19 protein-coding genes and 1 tRNA gene are annotated in these 21,310 nt (G+C 68.7%); 8 read left to right on the top strand and 12 right to left on the bottom strand.

All coding sequences use genetic code 11. The features are described from left to right. Window positions 1-580: 580 nt before the first annotated feature. The 3 genes from Pph01_RS37975 to Pph01_RS37965 all read left to right on the top strand — a co-directional run bounded on the left by Pph01_RS37975 (window position 581) and on the right by Pph01_RS37965 (window position 2,953). On the top strand, window positions 581-985 hold the full coding sequence (locus tag Pph01_RS37975) for an Imm32 family immunity protein (RefSeq protein ID WP_239117323.1): 405 nt from the start codon (window positions 581-583) through the stop codon (window positions 983-985). A gap of 793 nt (window positions 986-1,778) precedes the next feature. Beyond that, window positions 1,779-2,090 (top strand): hypothetical protein, encoded by a 312-nt coding sequence (locus Pph01_RS37970; protein WP_204078076.1) that lies wholly within the window; start codon window positions 1,779-1,781, stop codon window positions 2,088-2,090. 158 nt (window positions 2,091-2,248) lie between these two features. Continuing rightward, on the top strand, window positions 2,249-2,953 hold the full coding sequence (locus Pph01_RS37965; protein WP_204078075.1) for a pentapeptide repeat-containing protein: 705 nt from the start codon (window positions 2,249-2,251) through the stop codon (window positions 2,951-2,953). Between the two features lie 200 nt (window positions 2,954-3,153). Here Pph01_RS37965 and Pph01_RS37960 read toward each other — a convergent pair. Together Pph01_RS37960 and Pph01_RS43080 are read right to left on the bottom strand one after the other, a co-directional pair. Beyond that, window positions 3,154-3,242: transfer RNA gene (locus Pph01_RS37960), tRNA-Ser, on the bottom strand. A 109-nt stretch (window positions 3,243-3,351) separates the two neighbouring features. After that, window positions 3,352-5,844 (bottom strand): MinD/ParA family ATP-binding protein, encoded by a 2,493-nt coding sequence (locus tag Pph01_RS43080; RefSeq protein WP_239117322.1) that lies wholly within the window; start codon window positions 5,842-5,844, stop codon window positions 3,352-3,354. A 115-nt stretch (window positions 5,845-5,959) separates the two neighbouring features. Between Pph01_RS43080 and Pph01_RS37950 the strand changes: the two genes are divergently transcribed. Continuing rightward, window positions 5,960-6,922 (top strand): NAD(P)H-quinone oxidoreductase, encoded by a 963-nt coding sequence (locus tag Pph01_RS37950; RefSeq protein ID WP_204078074.1) that lies wholly within the window; start codon window positions 5,960-5,962, stop codon window positions 6,920-6,922. 119 nt (window positions 6,923-7,041) lie between these two features. Beyond that, the gene (locus Pph01_RS37945; protein WP_204078073.1) at window positions 7,042-7,569 is read left to right on the top strand and encodes a bacterial proteasome activator family protein; all 528 of its coding nucleotides are present in this window, start codon (window positions 7,042-7,044) and stop codon (window positions 7,567-7,569) included. An 88-nt stretch (window positions 7,570-7,657) separates the two neighbouring features. Here the strand turns inward: Pph01_RS37945 and Pph01_RS37940 are convergent, their stop codons facing one another. Then, window positions 7,658-8,452 (bottom strand): HAD family hydrolase, encoded by a 795-nt coding sequence (locus tag Pph01_RS37940; RefSeq protein ID WP_204078072.1) that lies wholly within the window; start codon window positions 8,450-8,452, stop codon window positions 7,658-7,660. A gap of 242 nt (window positions 8,453-8,694) precedes the next feature. On the opposite strand from Pph01_RS37940, the gene Pph01_RS37935 reads away from it, so the two are divergent. Beyond that, complete coding sequence (locus Pph01_RS37935) at window positions 8,695-8,898, top strand: cold-shock protein (RefSeq protein ID WP_203952538.1); 204 nt, start codon at window positions 8,695-8,697, stop codon at window positions 8,896-8,898. Between the two features lie 215 nt (window positions 8,899-9,113). On the opposite strand, the gene serS is transcribed toward Pph01_RS37935, so the two are convergent. The 4 genes from serS to Pph01_RS37915 all read right to left on the bottom strand — a co-directional run bounded on the left by serS (window position 9,114) and on the right by Pph01_RS37915 (window position 13,197). Next, entirely contained in the window at window positions 9,114-10,391 is a 1,278-nt protein-coding gene (gene serS, locus Pph01_RS37930; protein ID WP_204078071.1) for a serine--tRNA ligase, read from the bottom strand. 70 nt (window positions 10,392-10,461) lie between these two features. Then, a complete protein-coding gene (gene pheA, locus Pph01_RS37925; RefSeq protein WP_204078070.1) occupies window positions 10,462-11,382 on the bottom strand; it encodes a prephenate dehydratase in 921 nt (306 codons plus the stop codon). 77 nt (window positions 11,383-11,459) lie between these two features. Next, window positions 11,460-11,900 (bottom strand): DUF4446 family protein, encoded by a 441-nt coding sequence (locus Pph01_RS37920; protein WP_239117321.1) that lies wholly within the window; start codon window positions 11,898-11,900, stop codon window positions 11,460-11,462. 22 nt (window positions 11,901-11,922) lie between these two features. Further along, on the bottom strand, window positions 11,923-13,197 hold the full coding sequence (locus Pph01_RS37915) for a glycosyltransferase 87 family protein (protein ID WP_204078069.1): 1,275 nt from the start codon (window positions 13,195-13,197) through the stop codon (window positions 11,923-11,925). 151 nt (window positions 13,198-13,348) lie between these two features. Here Pph01_RS37915 and Pph01_RS37910 point away from each other — a divergent pair, with 151 nt between their 5' ends. Next, window positions 13,349-15,631, top strand: coding sequence for a hypothetical protein (locus Pph01_RS37910; protein ID WP_204078068.1), 2,283 nt, complete (start codon window positions 13,349-13,351; stop codon window positions 15,629-15,631). Here the strand turns inward: Pph01_RS37910 and mptB are convergent. From mptB to Pph01_RS37895, 3 genes are all read right to left on the bottom strand, one after another. Next, window positions 15,522-16,820: a polyprenol phosphomannose-dependent alpha 1,6 mannosyltransferase MptB gene (mptB, locus tag Pph01_RS37905; RefSeq protein ID WP_239117320.1), complete on the bottom strand. Its 1,299-nt coding sequence runs from the start codon at window positions 16,818-16,820 to the stop codon at window positions 15,522-15,524. The two genes, Pph01_RS37910 and mptB, sit on opposite strands and share 110 nt — an antisense overlap. Before the next feature lie 642 nt (window positions 16,821-17,462). Next, window positions 17,463-18,227 carry a glycosyltransferase gene (locus Pph01_RS37900; RefSeq protein WP_204078066.1) on the bottom strand — a complete coding sequence of 255 codons (765 nt, stop codon included), beginning with the start codon at window positions 18,225-18,227 and terminating at the stop codon, window positions 17,463-17,465. A gap of 6 nt (window positions 18,228-18,233) precedes the next feature. Next, window positions 18,234-18,584, bottom strand: coding sequence for an STAS domain-containing protein (locus Pph01_RS37895; protein WP_203884330.1), 351 nt, complete (start codon window positions 18,582-18,584; stop codon window positions 18,234-18,236). Between the two features lie 54 nt (window positions 18,585-18,638). Between Pph01_RS37895 and Pph01_RS43075 the strand changes: the two genes are divergently transcribed. Further along, entirely contained in the window at window positions 18,639-19,286 is a 648-nt protein-coding gene (locus tag Pph01_RS43075; protein WP_239117319.1) for a hypothetical protein, read from the top strand. Here the strand turns inward: Pph01_RS43075 and Pph01_RS37885 are convergent. Further along, on the bottom strand, window positions 19,278-20,396 hold the full coding sequence (locus Pph01_RS37885) for a sensor histidine kinase (RefSeq protein ID WP_204078065.1): 1,119 nt from the start codon (window positions 20,394-20,396) through the stop codon (window positions 19,278-19,280). The genes Pph01_RS43075 and Pph01_RS37885 overlap by 9 nt on opposite strands. Continuing rightward, a complete protein-coding gene (locus Pph01_RS37880) occupies window positions 20,393-21,091 on the bottom strand; it encodes a response regulator transcription factor (RefSeq protein WP_204078064.1) in 699 nt (232 codons plus the stop codon). Before Pph01_RS37880 ends, Pph01_RS37885 begins: the two co-directional genes overlap by 4 nt. Window positions 21,092-21,310: the final 219 nt, after the last annotated feature.

The following is a 21,310-nucleotide window of genomic DNA, read 5'->3' as shown; positions in this document are numbered from 1 at the left end:
GCTAGAACGGAAGATCGCGGCCGGGGCGTTCGGGCTGTTCAGGTGCTGTGGTCAGGGGCAGGGTCGAACTGCCGACCTTCCGCTTTTCAGGCGGACCAATCACCCTGCTTGGATGACAAGAGCCGTGGTCAGAAGGTTGTAGGCGGTCGCCGGAGTTTGTCTGTGTGCAGGGACGTTGCTGTCAGCGCTGCTGTCACCTCGACCATGGTCACCCGATGGCAAGGCCCGACGGAGGAGGGCCGCGGCAGCCGATCGCCCCAACGCTGTATGGCGAGTGCCGACGTAAGCGATCGTCGCGGTCTTGCCCTCGCTGGCGAGAGCATCTGATCCGTAGCAAGGTCAGACCTGTCCACAGGCATCTACCACTGTCACGAACGCCTGCTCAAAGAGGTTGTCCGGCTTCCCAGATTCCACAGGCGTCCACGGTCGTCCTGGGCTGTAGTTAGCAACAGCGTTAGCAAGATCAGCCGTCACTGGTCCTTACCCCACGTGTTGCGCCGAAGCGACTGGCACCATGGTCAAGCTGATGTGCCCGAAAGCTATGAGAACCTGTTCGCGGTAATCACGTCGTGGGGGCAGCGTGGAGATCTTGCTTACAGACTCAACTGGCGAGATCGACTTGTCTGCTGATCGGGCCACGCTCAGTCACCTTGCCGACCTCTTGGCCCGCGGTTCCGGCTCGGTGAGCGCCGACCCTGCTCAAGACGCTCCCTTTGGCCAGACGCCACTCACACATCTATTCGTCCAGAGCGTGGACGGGGAATCAGTCGTTGTAGTTGCCGACGCTGAGACTCACTCTCTGTCGATCGCCGGCGACGGCGTCTTTCTCAAGATCTTCGCCGACAACGTTCGGGCCATGGCCGAGACCGACGATGGCGGCCATCTCCACATCGACTTCTACCCCGACCATCCCTATCTCGGAGAAGGCTCGGCACCCTTGGTCGTCAACAGCCCCCATGGTGAAATGCCTGCCCTCACCCTCTGATCCCATCATTACGAGTGAAGTGGAAGGTCGTGGTCGAGGGCTTGCGCTGCTGGTCAACCGTATGATGCCGTATAGGTCGATCAGACTGCGTCAGGTGGCGTTGCTGTCCACGGCTGCTGTACAGCAAATCACAGTAACTCGCGTATCCGGTGGCACGGACCGACGGAGTCGGTCCGCGGCAGCCGATCGCCCCAACCTCTCGCGGCGGGCACCGAAGTCGGCGATCGTAACGGCCTCAGCCGACCACTTCGGTGTGAACTCGTGGCGTCAGGGTCGCTGCTGGTCGGTTAGGTGGTCAACTGGCGCACGAAAGATCATGTTCGACCGCCGGCAGTCGGTGAGGTTGCTGCACTTTGCTGCTGCACGACTCCTGCGCCAGATGTCGGCTTTCTTGACTTCCTGCTCTTAACGAAACGGCGCCGCTTGTCAAGCCGAATACTACAAACTAGTGTGCGGGGCGCCGGAACGGGTCAATCGTCGCACTACTCATCGAGGTACTGCAGCTCGGTGTCGCAGTCGAGCTCGGGCCCTTTACGCCACGGGATGACGCCCCTGGACGTGGTGGTCAGGTACGGGACAGGTTTCCTTCAGCGGGCCTCGCGCAGGTCCATACGACGAAGCCGCTGAGGGCGCCCCTTACTTCCCGCTCAGATCCGGATTTTGACCTCTTGTGCCCAATGCCCGGCGTGTCGCATGCTTGATCCACACACGTTCCGCAGAGCAAAGGGGAAGAATGCGTCAATTATTCAAGACCCTGGTCCGATGTGCAGGTGTCGCGGCGTTGGTAACGGGCGTGAGCGTGGTCGCAGCGTCGCCGGCGAGCGCGACCACCACGACCTGCGCCGTGAGCTACTACTCCTGCTCGACGGCCATCCTCAACGCGGTGTCTGGAAAAAACTTCATAAAATGGGAGGTCGATTCCGGCGCCTCGGGAAGCGGCTGTAGCTGGCAGGTAATCGACGTGGGCAACCTTCATGTCGTCGGGTCGGGGAGACTAGGCGCATTCCGGCACAACAACGGGCAGATTAACGGACTCTACGGTAACTACAGACTGGACCTGTGGAACTGCGGACTCTCAGCATTCGGCTGGATCAACAACCAGTAATGAGCCGGGTTGAGCATCTCCCTGCCTGACCTGGTTCTCCGGACTGGGAACAGGTGACGGGAGTTCCGTAGGGCTGCCCGTCGACGCGATCGCGGCTCACGCTTCGGGCAGCCGCACTGGCATCGCCGCGTCCGGTGTGATTGCTCCATCGGGCTCGCATGGCGCAGGCCGCCAAACGTGGTGAGGGGTTCGACGTGGAGTCCAGGCTTCCGGTCTCTGCGTCCGAGATGAAGAGCGCGGTCACGTGGCTCGCCCTCGTGCTGGCGTACATCGACATGAAGTGGCCGCACGCCGCCGCCAAGACGCGCGACAGCCTCACTGATGCCCTGGCCACCGTCACGCCTGCCCTCGTCGACCAGAACGCTCCAGGTAGGGCAGACGACTTGATCCTGCGTGAGGCGCTGCGGCAATACGCTCTTCCCCCGGCATCTCGGCAACTCGCCGGAGCAACCGCACTTGCGCTGTTCTGGGCCACACCCCATGAAGCACCGGTACCGCGAGACCTACGTGGAGCTGACATCTCGCAGACTATGGCTACCAGAATGGACTTTCGTGGACGGCAACTTGCCGGCGCTCGACTGACCGGCCTGGATCTCCGTCATGAAGACTTCGCCGGGGCATCCGCCGCAGGGGCTTCCTTCAAGGGAGCCCGACTCGATCGAGTCAACTTACGCGGCACCGATCTATCAGGTGCTGACTTCAACGGGGCGTGTCTACGCGGCGCGGATCTTTCAGGGGCTGTAGTGACAGGCTCACGCATTGATGGCGCTGATCTGACCGATGTTGTCCTGACGGATAGCGCCCGCAAGAGCATGATCGGTACACCGATCGCGCCCAAGGCCGCCTCATCTCCCTGTAGATGACACCCGCAACGAGGCTGGTGTGGGGGTGGTCCTCAGCCGACTAATGACCTGCAGATACACACCATGATCCATCCCGCGTATATCCCGCGAACAGCGGCCGAAGGCCGCTCATGGTGGCGTACGGCTGCGTAGGCCAGAAATGATCAACGGCGCCCGACGACAGCGAATCCGCTGGTCAGGCACCGTTTCAGGAGGTTGAGCGGAGAGCGTGGGATTCGAACCCACGAGACCGGTCACCCGGCCTAGCGGTTTTCAAGACCGCCGCCATCGTCCACTAGGCGAGCTCTCCAGGTGACGTCTGGCGAAGACGTCATGTGCACCTTACTCTCTCACCGGCCGTCGACGACCCGCGACCGCATATCAAACGATCTTCGAGGTCCCGCCGTCGGCGAGATCGCCTACAGCTGGTCGGGGATCTCCGAGAACCGCCGCTCGCCGAGCGACTGCGGCCCGGCGAACGCGTCGCCCACGCTGGCCGCCAGCTTCAGGTACGCCTCCCGGGTCGCCTCCTGGAGACGCTCGAGATCGATCTCGGCGCCCTCCTCCAGGTGCGGGTCGTAGGGCACCCGGATGACGGCCCGGCATCGAGCGGAGAAGTGCGCCTCCAGCCTGTCCAGGTCCACGGTGGACTTCGACCGCGGCCGGACGCTGCACAGCACCACGGTCGCCGCCCGCACCAGTTCCCCGTAGTTGTGCGCCTCCAGCCAGTCCAGGGTCGCAGACGCCGCGCGGGCGCCGTCGACGGACGGCGAGCTGATCAGCACGATCTGGTCGGCCAGCCCGAGGACGCCGGACATCGCCGAGTGCAGCAGACCGGTCCCGCAGTCGGTGATGCAGATCGAGTAGAAGTTCTCCAGCACCTGCGAGACGGCCGCGTAGTCCTTGGCGCTGAACGCCTCGGACACCGACGGATCCCGGTCCGACGCGAGGATCTCCAGCCGCGACGGAGCCTGCGACGTGAATGCTCTTATATCCACGTATCGCTTGATCTGTCCGCGCTCATTAAGCAGGTCGCGTACGGTCGCCGACGTCTCCAACTCGACCTTGTCGGACAGGGTTCCACGGTCGGGGTTCGCGTCAACGGCGATCACGCGGTCGCCGCGGACCTGGGCCAGCGTCGCCCCCAGGCCCACCGTCGTGGTCGTCTTGCCGACTCCGCCCTTGAGGCTGAGCACGGCGACCCGGTGGTGCCCCGTCGCTACGGGCGTGCGGGCGCGGTTGATCAGCTCACGGCGACGCCGTACCTCTGAGGGCTCGCCCGGCTTGATCCACCCGGCCGACGCCTTGTAGACGAGCCGGCGCCAGCCGCCCTTCGGAGCGTTCCTGCGGCCCTTGAGGAGGCTGTCGGGGTCGAGGCTGTCCGCCGACGGCTTGGTGCCCGAGGCAGGCCGCGACGGAGCGCTGAACGCCGGCGGCGGCGGGGCCTGACGGCGCCGCGGCTCATACTGCGCTCGGTCGTCGACGTCGCCGTCCCGCTCGAACGGCCGGCGCTCGTCGACGGCCAGGTCGTCGCGGAGCGAGCCGGAGAACGGGTCCTCCTTCATCGGAGGCTTGGGCTCGACCGCGGGGCTCGTGACGCGGAACGTCGCGTCCTGGCCCGTGAGGCCGTCCTGCCGCTCCGCCGGGAACATCCGCTCCGCCCGGAAGGGATGCTCCCCGGAGACCGAGGCGGAACGGTCCGGCGCGAACGGGTCCGCCGGCATGACCTCCGCCGGGAAACGCGGCGCGGCCTCCCCGCCGAAACGATCTCCGCCAAAAGCAGCGAAACGATCATCGGAGACACGCTCACCGTGATCTCCGGAGAACTGTCCGGGGCGCGCCTGCTCCCCCGTGAAGGACTCGGCGCGCAGGGCCTCTCCGGGGAAGGACTCGAAGTGATCCGTCGCCGACGGCAGCCGCTCGGGCATGCTCGGCCATTCGGAGGGCGCGGCCTTGTCCACCGAGCCGCGTGAATCCGCGGTCCCAGGCGGAGTGACCTGGTCGACAGGTACGGCAGGCTCCAGCCAGCCCCGCAGCGGTTCCTCATTCGAGGCGGACGAGGAACCAGAGGACCCGGAGGACCCGGCGGCGGGTGACGAGGAAGACGCGGGGGACTCCGGCGCCGTGCGCCCCGACTTGCGGGTCTCGGCGTCGGCGAAGGCTCCCAGGCTGAAGGAGTCGGTGTCCGCGGGAGAGTCGTTGAAGGCGCCCTTGCCGAAGCCGCCCCCGAAGCCCGATCCCAAGGCGGGCTCCTGGTCGCCTCCGGACGGCGTGGCCGTCCTCTTCGCGTCGCCGTCCTCACGGGGTGCGGAGCGCTCGGCCTCCTCCACCGCGGACGACCCGGCGGCCGCCCCTCCCAGCGTGGACGTCCGGAAGGCGGTCGCGAACGGGTCGAACGGATCGACGGTCTCGGCCGCCCGTTCCACGGAGTCCGCACGGTCGCCCTGAACTCCATCGCCCCGTGCCTGATCGTCCTGAGCACGATCCGCCCGGACGGCCGGCTCCGATGTGGACACGGACGCGGCGTCGGCGGACCCGAGTCCCGACTCGGCGGACTTCGCGCTCCCGGTGTCCCCATTGGGCGGTGCGGCCACCCCGGCGTCGTCGGCCACGGCCACCGACGCGGAGCCGTACATCGAGTCGACCGCGTTGCGGAACAGCGCGCCAGACGCCGGCTCCGACGGGACGAGGCTCCACGGGTCCTGGGGGTACGGCGAAGGGGTCTCGTGGCCTGCCGGCTGCGCCGGAGGCGCGGTGGTGGAAGACGCGCCAGGAGACGCGGCGGACGCGAGGGTCGCGGAAGTGACCGCGCTCACCGCGATCTCCACCTCGTCGGGCATTTCCTTGATCGCGTCCAGCCATGCGAGCTGGTCCTCGAGAGAATGAGGATCCTCTCGATCATGTCTCGCCACCGTGTACCCCCTCGGGATGGGCTAAAAGGGCAGCAAACACATTGGAGATTAGCGTCCCGTATTACGCGGAATGCGGGCAACCGTAGAGTTCGACCGCCACGCTACTTTAGGTGACATGCGTGCGATTGTGATTTCCGAGCCTGGCGGACCAGACGTCCTGGACTGGCAAGAGGTGCCCGATCCGAGTCCCGCCGCAGGTCAGGTCGTCATCGACGTGACGGCGTCCGCGGTCAACCGGGCTGACGTCCTCCAACGGCAGGGCAAGTATCCACCACCCAGGGGCGCCTCCGACATCCTCGGCCTCGAGTGCTCGGGAGTGATCGCGGAGATCGGCGCCGGCGTCGAGGGGTTCTCCGTCGGCGACCAGGTCTGCGCGCTGCTCGCGGGCGGCGGGTACGCCGAGCGCGTCGCCGTCCCATGGCAGCAGGTCATGCCGATCCCGGACGGGCTCGCGCTGGACGTGGCCGCCTCCCTTCCCGAGGTCGCCTGCACAGTCTGGTCGAACGTCTTCATGACCGCCAGGCTCCGCAAGGGTGAGACCCTGCTCGTCCACGGCGGCTCCAGCGGGATCGGCACCCTGGCCATCCAGCTCGCCAAGGCGTTCGGCTCGCAGGTGCTCGTCACCGCCGGTTCCGACGAGAAGGTACGGCGCTGCCTCGAACTGGGCGCGGACGAGGGTGTGAACTACCGGGAGGAGGACTTCGCCGAGAAGTTCAGGAACCGGGCCGACGTCATCCTGGACATCATCGGCGCCAAGTACCTCCGTCAGAACCTGGACGCCCTCGCGACCGGGGGACGCCTGGTCCTCATCGGCATGCAGGGCGGAACGGTCGGCGAGATCGATCTCGGCAAGCTGATGGGCAAGCGGGCCTCGATGTCCGCCGCGGGACTCCGCGTACGCCCGGTCGACGAGAAGGGCGTGATCTGCCGCGGCGTGGTGGAGAACGTCTGGCCGCTGATCAGCGCCGGAGCGATCCGTCCCGTGGTGCACGCCGAGATCCCGATGTCCGACGCCGCGCAGGCTCACCGCATGCTCGAAGCGAGCGAACACATCGGAAAGATCCTGTTGGTCCGGTGAGCTAGGTTGGATCGCGAGAGCACGACAGAGCGGGCCTGGCCGCTCAGCGGAGCGGGCCGCAGACGGCCGGCACGGGGCGGAGCGGGGCCAGGAAGCGAATCAGGAGTGGTAATCGACCGATGAACGCAGACGAGAGCACCCCGCACATCGTGGTCGTGGGGCCCGAGGGCCTCTCGGTCTCCGGCGACGACGGCAAGGAAGGCGAGCAGGAGCGCTCCGTCGCCGAGCTCGTCGAGCAGCCGGCGAAGGTCATGCGGATCGGCAGCATGATCCGTCAGCTTCTCGAAGAGGTCCGCGCGGCCCCCCTTGACGACGCCAGCCGCAAGCGTCTCAAGGACATCCACCAGAGCTCCATCAAGGAGCTGGAGGACGGGCTCGCCCCTGAGCTCGTCGACGAGCTGGAACGGCTTTCGCTCCCCCTCACCGACGACAACGGCGCCCCTCCGAGCGACGCGGAGCTCCGGGTCGCCCACGCCCAGCTCGTCGGCTGGCTCGAGGGTCTCTTCCACGGCATCCAGACCACCCTGTTCGCCCAGCAGATGGCGGCGCGGGCACAGCTGGAGCAGATGCGCCGGGCCCTTCCCGGCGGAATGTCCCAGCAGGGCCACGACGATGCGGCCCACCCCGGCGGCGGCCCCTACCTGTAAGGGCCTGCCCCTAAAGCCCTGGAAAGCCCCGAAAGCCCCGTAAAGCCCCTGCCCGTCAAGGTCCCACCGCCCAGCGGTCCCCGGCCCCTCAGAACAGATCTTCGATGATCCTGGCGACTCCGTCGTCGTTGTTGGCCGCCGTCACGTGATCGACGGCGGCCAACACGTCTTTGTGGGCGTTCGCGACGGCGTACGAGGTGCCCGCCCAGGCCAGCATCGGCAGGTCGTTGGGCATGTCCCCGAAGGCGACCACGTCCGCGGGCTTGATCCCCAACTCCGCCGCGAGCGCGGCCAGTGCCGTGGCCTTGGTAACTCCGTGCGCGCTCATCTCGATCAGGCCCCGGCCACTCGAGTGGGTGGGCGTCACGAGGTCTCCGACGATGTCGAGCGCCCTGTGGTGCAGGTCGTCCGGATGCATCGACGGATGCAGGGCGAGCAGCTTGGCGCACGGCCGCGAGGTCAGCGTCGACCTCCCCACCCGTTCGCCGTTCAGTTTCTGGGCGTCCCAGCGCCCGACCGGGAAGTCGGCCTCATGGGCGAAGCCCTGTTCGTACTCCACGGAGAACGCCAGGCCGTCGATGTGGCCCCGCAACCGCCGGACGGACTCCTCCAGGACGTCGGGGGCGATCAGATGGGCGTCCACGACCTCCTCGGTGTGGAGATCGTAGACGAGGGCCCCGTTGGCGCAGATCGCCAGCCCACGATGCCGTACGGCTCCCGCGACGGCGTGCATCCAGCGGGGTGGCCGGCCGGTGACGAGGACCAGCGTGCCGCCGGCCTCCTCGACCCGTGCGAAGGCGGCGACCGTCCGGACGGAGACGCTGCCGTCGGAGCGCAGCGCGGTGCCGTCGAGATCTGTGGCGACGAGCCGAGGGGTGGTCATGACGCGTTCCAGTTTGCACGTTGTTATGCGTAGGCACACCTTCGAGGGGGGTCTGGAAGAAGAAATCTCACCCAGAGATGGAACACCAACGCGCGCCATAGTGTTAGATGTGATGGCGTTGTATTAGCTGTTCCCGTAGCGAAAACCAGCTTGACTGTTATGAGCCACCCGGGGAGCTGTGCGACACACCGGGGCCCACGAGGTGTGGTGCCCCAAGATTCACTTCCTTAGGGAGAGCATTAATGGCTCAGGGAACCGTCAAGTGGTTCAACGCTGAGAAGGGCTTCGGCTTCATCGCACCGGACGGCGGGGAGCCCGACGTGTTCGTGCACTTCTCGGCGATCTCCGGCTCCGGCTACCGCAACCTGGAGGACGGCCAGCGGGTGGAGTTCGAGGTCACCTCGGGCCCCAAGGGTCCGCAGGCCTCCAACGTGCGGGCGATCTGACCCACTGACTCACTGAAGGCGGGGTTCGTATTGCGAACCCCGCCTTTGGTGTGTTTGGACCAGACATTCGTCTGGTCGTGAACGCTCTCGGCCGCGGCGAATCGGTTAGGTACACCGAGTAAAGCATTTCCCGGACCGCTCCATCCGGACAGAAGCGCCGAACTTTCCTCTCGCTTAGCGCGCAATCGGTGATTACGCGCTGAGCGGACAGGAAATCAGCGTGCGGCCCGGCCCTTGACCGGTTCGAGGACGTCGAGCCCGACATATGGCCGCAGGGCCTTCGGAACGACGACCGAACCATCCGCCTGCTGGTGGTTCTCCAGAATGGCGGCGATCCACCGGGTGGTCGCGAGGGTGCCGTTCAGCGTGGCGACATGCTGGGGCTTGCCATCGGCGTCCCGGTAGCGGACCCGCAGCCTGCGGGTCTGGAACTCGGCGCAGTTCGACGTCGAGGTGAGCTCGCGGTAGCGGCCCTGGGTGGGCAGCCAGCCCTCGCAGTCGAACTTCCTGGCCGCGGACATGCCCAGATCGCCCGCCGCCACGTCGATGACGCGGAAGGGGACCTCGACCTTCTCGAGCATCTCCTTCTCCCAGGCGAGCAGCCTCAGGTGCTCCTCGTGGGCGTCCTCCGGCCGGCAGTACGAGAACATCTCGACCTTGTCGAACTGGTGGACGCGGATGATGCCCCGCGTGTCCTTGCCGTACGAGCCGGCCTCCCTGCGGAAGCAGGACGACCAGCCCGCGTAGCGCAGCGGCAGCTCACGAGAGTCGAGGATCTCGTCGGCATGGTAGGCCGCGAGCGGCACCTCCGACGTGCCCACGAGGTAGAGATCGTCCTCGGGCAGGCGGTAGATCTCCTTGTCGTGGGCCACGTGGAAGCCGGTGCCCTGCATCGACTCCGGCTTCACCAGGACCGGAGTGATCATCGGGACGAAGCCGGCCTCGACGGCCTGCTGCATCGCCATATTGAGCAGGCCCAGCTGCAGCCGCGCGCCGACGCCCTTCAGGAAGAAGAACCGCGCGCCCGACACCTTCGCGCCGCGCTCGACGTCGATCGCGTCGAGCAGCTCTCCGAGCTCCAGGTGGTCGCGGGGCTCGAAGTCGAAGGTGGGCTTGTCCCCGATCTCCTCGAGCACGACGAAGTCGTCCTCGCCGCCGGGAGGCGCGCCCTCCTCGACGAGGTTGGGCACGCTCATCGCCAGCCGGTCGAGCTCCTCGCCGAGGGCGTCCGCCTGGGCCTCCGCGCTCTTCACCTGCGCGGCGAGCTCCTTCGCGCGGTCGAGCAGCGCCGTACGCTCCTCGCCCGAGGCCCGCGACACCGACTTGCCGATGCTCTTCTGCTCGGCGCGCAGCGACTCGAAGCCGCTGAGAGCGCTACGGCGGCGCTCGTCGAGGGAGAGCAGCGCATCGACGACCGAGTCGTCCTCGCCCCGGGCGCGCTGCGACGCCCGGAACCGGTCAGGTTCCTCACGAAGGGTACGCAGGTCAATCACGGATCAAAGGCTACCGGAGGCGGCGCGGCCGCCGCTTGTCACCGGCGCGCGGCACCGCGGGCCGAAAAGGTCAGGCCCGGCCTTCCCGGATGCGGCTCAGCCAGCTGGCGGCCTCGGAGAAGTCGCCATCGGACGTGCCCGGCTTGATCTGCGTGGCGACCTGGTCGGCCCGCGGATAGCTGCCGAGGAAGCGGACGTCGTCGGAGAGCCTGTGCAGGCCCGAGATCGCCTCGCCGACTCTGGCGTCGGCGATGTGGCCCTCACAGTCGAAGTGGAAGAAGTACCGCCCGATGCCGTCGCCGGTCGGCCTGGACTCGATCCTGGTCAGGTTGACCCCGCGTACGGCGAACTCGCTCAGCATCTCCAGCAGCGCACCGGGATGGTCGTCCCTGAGATAGGCGACCAGCGAGGTGCGGTCGGCGCCGGTCGGCTCGGGCAGCTCCCCGGGCGGGCCCACCTTGACGAACCGGGTGACCGTGTCGGACCGGTCGCCGATGCCGGCGGCGACCTGGACCAGCCCGTAGTACTCGCCCGCGATGGCCGGGCTGATCGCCGCGTCGTACGGCGAGCCGGGAGAGGCCACCTCCTGCGCGGCGGCGGCGGTGGAGGACGACGCGACCACCACGGCGCCGGGCAGCTCGCGCTCGACGAAGCCGCGGCACTGGGTGTGCGCCGCCGGGTGGGTGATGACCCGCTTGATGTGTCGCATCTCGGTGCCGGGACGCGCGAGCAGGTAGAACTCGACCGGCAGCAGCAGCTCTCCCGTGATGAGGAGCGGCTGCCCCCAGGCGAGCTCGTCGAGGGTCTGGGTGATCGCCCCCTCCACCGAGTTCTCCAGCGGGACGACGGCCCCGCCGGCCTCGCCCCGGCGAGCGACGTCGAGAGCGGCGCCCACGTTGGCGCAGGGCACGCCCTCGGCGTCGGGCGCCAAGATCCTCAGGGCGGCCTCGCAGAACGTGCCCTGGGGTCCCAGGTAGGCGAGTTTCGGCATACGACCAGGTTAGCCGCACTGAGGAGTCCGAAGTCGCAGCATCGCCGACGCCGGCGGGCCCCCGATCCGCGGGCCGTTCAGCGGGAGATGACGCTCCACGGGCGACGCGTCCGCGGGGGCTCGACCTCGGGGCCGAGACCGAGCCTGGCGGCCCTGACCGCCTGCTCCTCCTCGGGCGACAGCGGCTGGCCGCCCTTGCCGCCGTACACGGATCTCACATAGGTGCGCGTCTCCGAGCGGCCGTTGATCGAGGTGAGCACGACGCCGTCGCCGAATCCGTTGATCAGCGCCACGGAGAACGAGAGCCGCCCGGTCATCTCCTCCAGAGCGTCGTACCGGTACACCGCCACGTCGCGGATGGCCCTGCTGTCGACGGCGCCCTCGACGGCGCTGCGCCGGGCCAGGGCGTCGAGACACTCCTCGACGGAGGCCCGCGCGGATCGGAGCGCGAGCAGTCCGATCGCCACGCCGGTCGCTCCCGCGAAGGCGCCGACCATCACCACTACGGTAACCAGCACGCCACCGAGCGTAACCACTCGGTCAAGGCACCGCACGGGGAACCGGAGACCCGGCTCGATCGGCGCCGCGTTGTCGGGGCAGCCAGGAGGCGAGCAGCCAGACCAGGCCGATCGCGCCGAGGCCGAAGGCGTCCTGCACGATCTTGCCGACGACCGGGCTGAGGACGGGGATCTCCAGAGCCTTGATCGACACGCCCCACCAGGGGACGGGCAGCACGTAGTAGAGCCACACCCCCGCGGCGACCAGCAGGCGTCTGAGATCTCTCCCTGAACCCGCCAGCGCCGCGATCACGATGACGACCCAGGCGATGTGGTGGATCCACGCGACCGGCGAGAGCAGCACGGCCATCAGCCCCGTCAGCGCGACCCCGGTCATCGGGTCACCGTCGCGGAACGCCCTGCGGGCATGGCGGAAGCCGTACCAGCCGATCGCCGCGGCGGCGGCGAGCCAGATCACGGCGGTCAGCCAGCCGGGCAGGTAGAGCCTGAGCAACATGCCGCGCAGCGACTGGTTGGTCGTCGCGGCGTTCGCCCCGAGCCGTTCCGAGTCGAGCAGCGCCGAGAACCAGAAGTCCTTCGCGTCGTCGAAGATGACCAGGAACGGCAGGAGCGTGAGCAGGGCGGCCGTGAAGACCGCCATGTACAGGGCGCGCCGGTGCTCGGGGTTCCCGTCTCGCCGCGGGAAGCCCGTGACGGCCAGGTAGATGAGGAACACGCCTGGCGTGAGCTTCACGGCCGTCGCCAGGCCAATCAGCATCCCGCGGGGCCACCACGGCTTGCGCACCACGCAGTCGAGCAGGCACAGCGCCACCAGAAAGAGATCGACCTGGCCGAACCTGACCTGGTCCCTGATCGGCATCAGATACATGCACGCGGCGGCCAGCAGGCCGAACAGCACGGGTACGGCCAGGCGGCCGCTGAAGCGCTCGAGCAGGGGCCGGAAGGAGTACCCCACCGTGACCGCGAGGGCCGCCACGATGCCGATCGTCCACACCCACTGCGCCGCGGGCCACGACATCTCGCCGAGCGGGACCGCCAGCATCGCCGAGAACGGCGGATAGGTGAAGGGCAGCAGTTGCGGCGCCGGAGTGATCACGTCGTAGACGGGCAGGCCGAGCAGGAGCGCCGATCCGCCCGTCCGGTAGACGTCCAGGTCGACCAGTCGCTGATCCTCGGGATTGCTCAGCCAGTAGGCGATCAATGGGGTCGCCGCGACCGCGATGATCAGCAGCGAGATCAGGTACCTGGGCCACGCCCGCACCGACCTCGCCACGGCGGTCATCCGGCCAGTCGTCATGATGAGGGAGGCTACCGTGGACTCTGTCCTGTTCCTGTCGCCTTCCTGTCGTCACGGCAGGGGGATCGCCGCGGGGTTCCGTGTCCTTCCTCCGCCTGACCATCGTCCTTCCTGTTCGCCCGTCCAGCCCGAGCCGAGGAGCCCGCGAACCGTGCACGGCGCTCAGCGATCCACAGCGGTCCGTCATCTCATCCTCATCGCGGCCGCGCTCGTCGCGTTGCTGGCCGTGTCGGGAGCGGGGGTGACCGTCGCCCTCCCCGCCTTCGCGTCGTCCTCTGCGCCGTCGACCGCGGCCCTGCATGGCTCCGCACCCTCCACCGGCCTGCCCGGCTCCGCGCCCGGCTCGGTGTCGTCCGCCGGCTCACCCGCGGGCCGCGTGGTCCTGATCGGCGTCCCCGGGCTGCGGTGGGACGACCTCGACCCGGCACGCACGCCCAATCTGTGGGCACTCGCGGGGAAGGGCGGCGTGGCGTCGCTCTCCACGAGGACGGTCCCGCCGGAGGGCATGCCGGTGACCTGCCCGGCCGGCGGCTGGCTGACGGTGTCCGCCGGCCAGCGGGCGGGGACCGGCGGCAATTCGTGCACGCCTGCGCCCACTCCCGTCGTGGCGCCGGACGGCTCGGCGACCGTTCCCGGCTGGGCCGCGCTGGTCGCGTTGCAGCGAGCGGGCTCGTACAAGGCGGACATCGGCCTGCTCGGTCAGACGATCATCGGCGCGGGCGGCCGCATCGCCGCGATCGGGCCGGGAGCCGGTCTGGCGGCGGCCGACAAGTCCGGCAAGATCCAGAAATATGCCGCTACTCCGGATGAGCTGCCGGATCTGACGCCGTACACCGTCGTGTTCGCAGAAGCGGGAGAGATCGCCCAGGTCTGGAACCAGGAGGGGGACGCCCGCCGGAGCGCGGTCGCCGCCGCCGACCGGACGGTCGGCTCGGTCCTGACCCGGGTGCCGGCCGGTGCCACGGTGCTCGTCGCGGGCCTGTCCGACTCCGGCGCCACCGCCCATCTGCACGTGGCCATGGCCACCGGCCCAGCCAGGTCCGCGAGCCCCGGTTCGGGGCCACTGCCGTACGAGCCGGGGTTGCTGACCGCGTCCTCGACCCGCCAGGACGCGCTGGTCACCCTCACCGACCTGACCGCGACCGTCACCCACGTCCTCGGGATCACCACCCCCGAGGGGACCGTCGGCCGCCCGTGGCAGCCGGACGGCCCGTCCGACGGGACGGCGAAGGACTCCGTCGCCCGCCTCGCGGACGCCGATCTCGCCAGCCAGGTGCTCAAGCAGGTGCGAGAGCCGTTCTTCCTGGTCCTCGTCGTGGCGCAACTGCTCTTCTATGCCCTCGCCGCCGTCGTGATGCGGCGATACCGGCGGATGTTCGTGCCCGCGCAGATCGTCGCGGTGGTCAGCGCCGCCGTACCGGTGTCGACCTTCCTGGCGCAGCTCGTGCCGTGGTGGAGCCTGGCCCACCCGATGGCCGCGTTGTGCGGCACGATCCTGGTCGTCGCCGGGGCGATCGCCGCGGTGGCCTTCGCCGGGCCGTGGCGCGGGCACGTGCTCGGGCCGCTGACCGTGGTCGCCGGAGTGAGCTCGCTCGCCCTGCTCATCGACGTGATGACCGGGTCGAGGCTCCAGGTGAACGCGGTGACGGGATACGAGCCGGTGACCGGCGGCCGGTTCTACGGGTTCGGGAACATGGCCTTCGCCGTCTACTCAACCGGCACGATCCTGCTGCTGGCCGGGGTCAGTCAGGCCCTCCGGCGGTGGAGGGGCTGGGCGCTGGTCCTGTGCCTGGCCTACGGACTGCTGGCGATCGTCGCGGACGGCTGGCCGGGCTGGGGAGCCGACTTCGGCGGCGTGCCGTCGTTCATCCTCGGGTTCGCCGTGTTCCTGTTGCTGATCACCGGCCGTCGGGTGTCCGTCGTCAGGCTGGCGGTGATCGGCGCGGGCGGAGTCGTGGCCGTGGGGCTGATCGCCGTCGCCGACTGGTTGCGGCCGGCCGACCAGAGGACCCACCTCGGGACATTCGTCCAGCAGGTCGTCGACGGCGAGGGCGGGTCAGTCGTCGGCCGCAAGCTCGGGGCGATGCTGCACACCCTGGGGAACCTGCCCCTGACCCTGCTCTCCCTGGTCGCCCTGGCCTTCCTGTTCCTCGTGCTGTACCGTCCGTCGACGTGGGGGGCGCCCGCGCTCAGTCAGGCGTACGGCCACGCGCCCGCGCTGCGGGCCGGTCTGCTCGGCGCGCTCACCGCGGCTCTGGCCGGGTTCCTCGTGAACGACTCCGGCGTCGCCATCCCGGCCATGGCCCTGACCGTTGCCGTCCCGCTCACGCTGGCCGCGTCCGTGCGCGCGCTCCAGCTCTCCACGCCCACCACGCCAGACCGATCGTCAGCGCCAGCAGACACCATGGCACGACCTGCGAACGGACCACGGTGACCAGCCAGCCCAGGCCGTCCGGCTGATCCATCTGCCGCGCCGGCAGATAGCCGAGGGACAGCACGGCCAGCCGTACGACGAGGAAGCCGTCGAGCGCCGGGCAGACCACCATCGCGAGCAGGGCGAAGGCCAGCCCGTCGTACCACGGCAACACGTAGGGGGTGGCGAACAGCCAGGCCACGCCGAAGGCGAGGGCCACCCGAGGGGCGTCGAGCTCGCCGTCCCTCCGGAAGGCCCTGATCAACAGGAAGGCCAGCGCCGCGAGCAGGACGTAGGACGCGAGCTGGATCCACACACGATAGGCGCCCGGACCGATGAGTGACTGGGCCGCGTGCTGGACGAGCTTCCAGGGAGTCGCCAGCGACAACGACTGGCTGGCGTTGCGTACCTGGTCGAGCGAGTCGGGGCCCGCGAGCAGGTAGGCCGCGAGCACGGTCAGCGTCGCCGACCCCGCGACCAGCGCCAGCTTCCTCGGCGACCTCCGCAACTCCCACGCGGGGCCTAAGGCGACCAGACCGACGGTGACCTTCACGGCTATCCCGAGGCCGAGCAGGATGCCCCTGCCCCGTTCGACGACGAGAGCAGCGATCACGAAGGCGATCGCCAGGGTGTCGAGGTGCATGCCCGCCGCGAGGTGATAGACGATCAGCGGGTTGACCGTCCACAACAGGGCCGCGCGGCGTTGCCGTACCGGATCGTGCCGGGTGAACCGGTGCAGAAGCAGCGCGGTCGCGACGAACGCGGCGGCGTTGGCGAGTTCCATGACGAACACCGTCAACCGGACAGATTCGCCGCCGATGAGGGAGGCGAACGCCTGGACGGCCGTCGCGACCGGCCCGTAGACGCTGGGCGTCTGCCGCCATTCCTCGACCCATTTGATGACGGGGTCGGCGGGCAGATCAGCCGGAACGGTGACATAGGGGTTGTGGCCGAGCGTGACCATGCGCCCGTAGGCCGCGTAGTTGAGATGGTCGGCCGACCCCGACGGCGGCAGGAAGGCGAGGACGACGGCGACGAGGCAGCCCGCGAGCAGGAGCCATCGGGCGTCGGGCATCCGCCCGGCGTTCCGCAGCCCGGCCGCCAGGCCGACCGCGCCCAGGACGACGGCGGCGGCCGCCAGGCCGATCACGAGACGGCCGTCGGGCATGACACCGAGCGAGTAGGGCGGCTGCCACGGACGTCCCGGCAACGGAGGCACCATCGCGGACGGCCCGAGCAGGCCAATGGTGATCGTCAGCAGAATCGAAGCCGCCCCGGCCCCAACGGCCAGCCAAAACCCTCCGCCCCTCACCTCGAGGGCCGTATTGCGCGTGACCCCGCCCCCCCGCGTGATCATGCACAGGTTCCGGAATATGCCATCCCACCAGCCACTTCCCCTGGCGCGATCATGCACAGATTCGGTGACGGCATGCCTGACCTGCCCTTTCGTCGACCGTGATCATGCGCACATTCTTCTGCGACCCCGCCGACCCGGCCCGATGTCATTCGTGATCCGGCAATCGACGATGCGAGACCAGCGGGGCGTCCCAGGTCGAGATCCCCCGCGCGATCACACCCGGCGTTTCCGCCGGACGAGGGTAACCCTAGGAGAACCACACGCATGATCACGACAGCCGTCACGGCTGGTGGGCACTGATGCGCACAAACCCGTGCATGATCGCGATTGACGTCAGCCCTGGTCAAAGCACACATCCGCAAATCCGTGCATGATCACGACCAACGAAGGCGCAGGTCAGACAGGCCGTGCCGAAAGTATGCATGATCACGCGGAGAGTTGTGGCCGGTCAAGGGGCGTGGCCCCGAGCCTGTGCATGACCACGTGGGGAGGAGTTCAGGGGCGGGGGCGGAGGGCGTCCTTGCCTTGCTTGATGGCTTCCCTGCCGTGCTTGATCGCCGGTTCGCGGGCGGCCAGCGCACGGCCGACGTCACGGAACTGCTTCGCTCGGTGCATCTGGGCCCGCCAGTCGGTTCCCGTCGCCCGGTGGGCCATCTCGACCTCCACCTCGACCACCCGGAACCTCTTGGTGAGCAGGTCGATGGTCATCCCGGTCTCGACGCCGAATCCATGGGCGAGCGGCTGAGCGGCCTCGAACGCCGCCCTGGTCAGGCATCGCTGGCCGTTGAGCGGCTGGGCCGGCTCCCAGCCGGTCAGGCGCTTGATCCCGTCGCGGGCCAGCCGTACGACGATGCCGTGTCCCCCGAGCTTCACCCGGGTGGCGAAGACCGCGATGGTCATGTCGGCCGCACCGGCCCGCACCGGCGTGATCAGCGCGTGGGCCGCCGACGCGGTCTCGCCCAGATCCGCGTCGAGGAAGAGCAGATTCCGCGGGACGTCCTCATCGAGGAGCTGCACGGCCTCCGCCCCGCTCTCCATCGCGGCGGCCTTGCCCTTGTTCCTGCTGTGCCGTACGACCCGGGCGCCGGCCGCCCTGGCCACCCGGCCGGTCTCGTCGGCCGAACCGTCGTCGACGACGACCACGAGATCCACGCCGGGCAGCTTCAGGGCGGCGGTCACGGTGGCGCCGATCCGGTCGGCCTCGTCCTTGGCCGGGATGACGACCGCGGTGTCCGGCGTCGGCACCACCAGTTCACTCATGTGCGGCTATCCCTGCTGCTCAGCCGTGAGCAGGTCCGCGGGCACCGTGTCATGGACGGTGAAGACCGAGTCCAGGCCGGTGACCTGGAGGATCTTCCGCACCGCGGGTCGAGGCGCCGCCACCTCCAGACTGCCGCCGCGCTCACGCAGCCGTTTGAGCGCCGACAACAGCACGTTCATGCCCGTGGAGTCGCAGAACTCCACTTCGGACATGTCGATGACGACCCGGTCCGGCCCGGTCTCCAGCAGTCGGGTGAACTCCGTCTGCAACCGGGGAGCGGTGTACAGGTCGATTTCGCCGGCGACCGCCATGACAGCGTGACCGGCGTGAGATTGCGTCGCGACTTTGAGCTCCACGAGGCGCACACTAGCGCCGTACCGGCCCTGGGTCACGTTCCTCCGGAATTACCGATGAGTCGTCCGCCCTTTGTCCCCGATTCGGGCAGCGAGTACACGCAGAGTGCGCGAAGCTTGACGGTATGCGACACCGGCTTGGCCGGATGGGGGGCCCGGAACCTCCGCGTCTTGGTCGTCACTTCGCAAAGGAGGGCGGGCGCCGAGCACAGTGGGCCCGAGAGCATGATGAACAGTGAACTTCCCGAGGATCATCAGCGACGAACGCTCAGGGAGCGGCTTGAAGTCATCCAGGTCCGCACGGAGAAGGCGTCGTCGTGGCGCGACGCGGCCGAACCGCTCCGTTCGCTGATCAATCGCGAGGGATATGTCCCGATAAGCGCGCGGCTGGCCGGAGAGGATCTCGAGTTCCTCTCCGAGGCACGCGATGAACTGCTGAACTTCGTGGAGCTCGGCATCCGGTTGCTGGATCTCCACCAGCCCCGGGACGCCGGGGGGATCACGAGCGACGCCACCAATCCGATCCTGCGGTGCAGAAGCTGCATGTGGCGGTGGCCCTGTCCCACGTTCCGCGCGATGGCCGAGGCGTTCTCCTTCCGCGAACCGGCCGGCCGCGGCCCGGGACGCGAGAGCCCTGCCGGCACGGAACCGGAGGCCGGTAAGGAATTCAGGGTGGAAGCCAGTCCGGAAGGAGATTCAGCCTGAGAGCGGCAGCCGGATCTCGAAGCGGCAGCCGAGCCCCTCGTTGACCACGCCGATCACGCCCTGGTGGGCTTCCACGATTCCGCGGGCGATGGCCAGCCCGAGCCCGGCGCCGCCGTCCGGCCCGGGAGTGCGGGCGGCCTCGCCGCGGAAGGCCACGTCGAACACCCGCGACAGGTCGTCCTCGGGGATCCCCCCGCAGCAGTCGAGGACCGACAGGCTCACCATGTCGCCCTCGGCGACCGCGCGCACGGTGACGGTCCCGTCCGCGGGCGTGTGGCGGATCGCGTTGACGACCAGGTTGCGTACGGCACGGCTGAGCTCACCGGCGTCCGCGTCGACGGGCAGGACGGCGTCCGCCTCGCCGGACAGGTGGACGCGCTTGGCCCTGGCGAGAGGCTCCACCCCCGCCAGGGCGTCGGCGACCAGGTCTCCCAGGCCCACCTTTCTGCGGGAGAGCCGCAACGTGCCCGCGTGGATGCGGGACAGCTCGAAGAGGTCGTCGACCATGCCGGAAAGACGATCCACCTCGAGCCTGATCTGCGTGTGATAGCGCTTGACGGTGTCGGGGTCGTCGGCGACGCCGTCCTCCAGCGCCTCGGCCATCGCACGCATCCCGGCGAGCGGCGTGCGGAGATCGTGGCTCACCCAGGCGACCAGCTCACGCCTGGCGCTCTCCAGGTTCTGCTCGCGCTCGCGGCCCAGACGCAGCCGCTCGTACGCCTGGGCGAGGGCCAGGCTGATGGTCTCGAGTTCGGCGGGCAGCGGGCCTTCCGGCGGGGCGAACCGACCGGACGGTGACACGTCGTCGAGCGCGGCGACCAGCCGCCTGCTCGCGAGCACCACTCGGCGCGCGTTGATGAGCGCGACCCCCAACCCCACGAGCCCCCCGATGGCCACGACGGTGAGCACGATGTTCTTCGCCCGGCCATCGATGATCATCGCCAGGGTGATCGCGACCACGCCGGCGAGCGTCGCCGTGACGGTGACCACGGCCACGACCGCGAGCATCACGCCGATCGAACGACGACGGAGCACCCGCAGCAGGGCCAGTCCCAACCCGGCGATGACCAGGCCCAGCCCCGCGCTCACGGCGATGATCTGGAGGATCATGTCAGCGGCTCGTATCGATAGCCGACCCCCCAGACGGTGACGATCCGCCGGGGATCGGTCGGATCAGGCTCGATCTTCTCCCTGAGCCTCCGCACATGGACGGTCACCGTCGACGTGTCGCCGAAGGACCAGCCCCAGACCTGGTCGAGGAGGGCCATGCGGCTGAACGCCTGGCGGGGATTGCGCAGCAGGTAGGCGAGCAGGTCGAACTCCCTGGCGGTCAGAACGATCTCCTCGCCGCCCACCGTCACCTCGTGCGCGCCCACGTCGACCACGAGATCGCCGTCACGCAACACGCCGGTGCCGGTCGGGACCAGCGCGCCCCGGGCGCGCCTCAGCACCGACTGCACCCGAAGGGCCAGTTCCCGCGGGCTGAAGGGCTTGGTGACGTAGTCGTCCGCCCCCGTTTCGAGGCCCACAACCCGGTCGATCTCCTCGCCCAGCGCGGTCAGCATGATGACCGGCACCGGCCAGCGTTCCCTGAGCTTCCTGCAGACCTGGAGGCCGTCCATCTTCGGCAACATCAGGTCGAGGACGAGGAGGTCGGGCGGGTCGGCCAGCGCCCGGCGGAGCGCCTCGGCGCCGTCGCCCACGCATTCGACCATGTGGCCGTCGCGCTCCAGGTAGCGGGCGACGACCTCTGCCACGGTCGGGTCGTCGTCGACGACCAGGACACGTGCGGGATTGCCAGTCATCAGACTCCTCGGGATGGCCTATCCCAACGGTATGACCGGTATGCCATCCCCTCCGAAGCCCGTCACCAGACCGTAAGACTTCCCCGCCGCCCCCTGTCCCGCGTGATCATGCACAGGTTCGCGGCCGGGGTGATTCACGTGAAACTCATGGGGCGGGTGTGATCTGTTCAACAAGGGGTGCGTCACGTTTGGGACAAGGTCCGGAGTCTTCGGCGATCA

The sequence above is a fragment of the Planotetraspora phitsanulokensis genome (assembly GCF_016863295.1).
Taxonomy (GTDB): Bacteria; Actinomycetota; Actinomycetes; order Streptosporangiales; family Streptosporangiaceae; genus Planotetraspora; species Planotetraspora phitsanulokensis.
This window is presented reverse-complemented; position numbering and strand designations above follow the sequence as displayed.

What these genes read in the sequence shown, in the direction of transcription:
- Pph01_RS43075 (WP_239117319.1), top strand. Translation starts at nt 18,639, where the DNA reads ATGAGTCGTCCGCCCTTTGTCCCCGATTCGGGCAGCGAGTACACGCAG.
- Pph01_RS37945 (WP_204078073.1), top strand. Translation starts at nt 7,042, where the DNA reads ATGAACGCAGACGAGAGCACCCCGCACATCGTGGTCGTGGGGCCCGAG.
- Pph01_RS37940 (WP_204078072.1), bottom strand. Translation starts at nt 8,452, where the DNA reads ATGACCACCCCTCGGCTCGTCGCCACAGATCTCGACGGCACCGCGCTG.
- pheA (WP_204078070.1), bottom strand. Translation starts at nt 11,382, where the DNA reads ATGCCGAAACTCGCCTACCTGGGACCCCAGGGCACGTTCTGCGAGGCC.
- Pph01_RS37935 (WP_203952538.1), top strand. Translation starts at nt 8,695, where the DNA reads ATGGCTCAGGGAACCGTCAAGTGGTTCAACGCTGAGAAGGGCTTCGGC.
- Pph01_RS37880 (WP_204078064.1), bottom strand. Translation starts at nt 21,091, where the DNA reads ATGACTGGCAATCCCGCACGTGTCCTGGTCGTCGACGACGACCCGACC.
- Pph01_RS37915 (WP_204078069.1), bottom strand. Translation starts at nt 13,197, where the DNA reads ATGACGACTGGCCGGATGACCGCCGTGGCGAGGTCGGTGCGGGCGTGG.
- Pph01_RS37885 (WP_204078065.1), bottom strand. Translation starts at nt 20,396, where the DNA reads ATGATCCTCCAGATCATCGCCGTGAGCGCGGGGCTGGGCCTGGTCATC.
- Pph01_RS37965 (WP_204078075.1), top strand. Translation starts at nt 2,249, where the DNA reads ATGGCGCAGGCCGCCAAACGTGGTGAGGGGTTCGACGTGGAGTCCAGG.
- Pph01_RS37900 (WP_204078066.1), bottom strand. Translation starts at nt 18,227, where the DNA reads ATGAGTGAACTGGTGGTGCCGACGCCGGACACCGCGGTCGTCATCCCG.
- Pph01_RS37950 (WP_204078074.1), top strand. Translation starts at nt 5,960, where the DNA reads ATGCGTGCGATTGTGATTTCCGAGCCTGGCGGACCAGACGTCCTGGAC.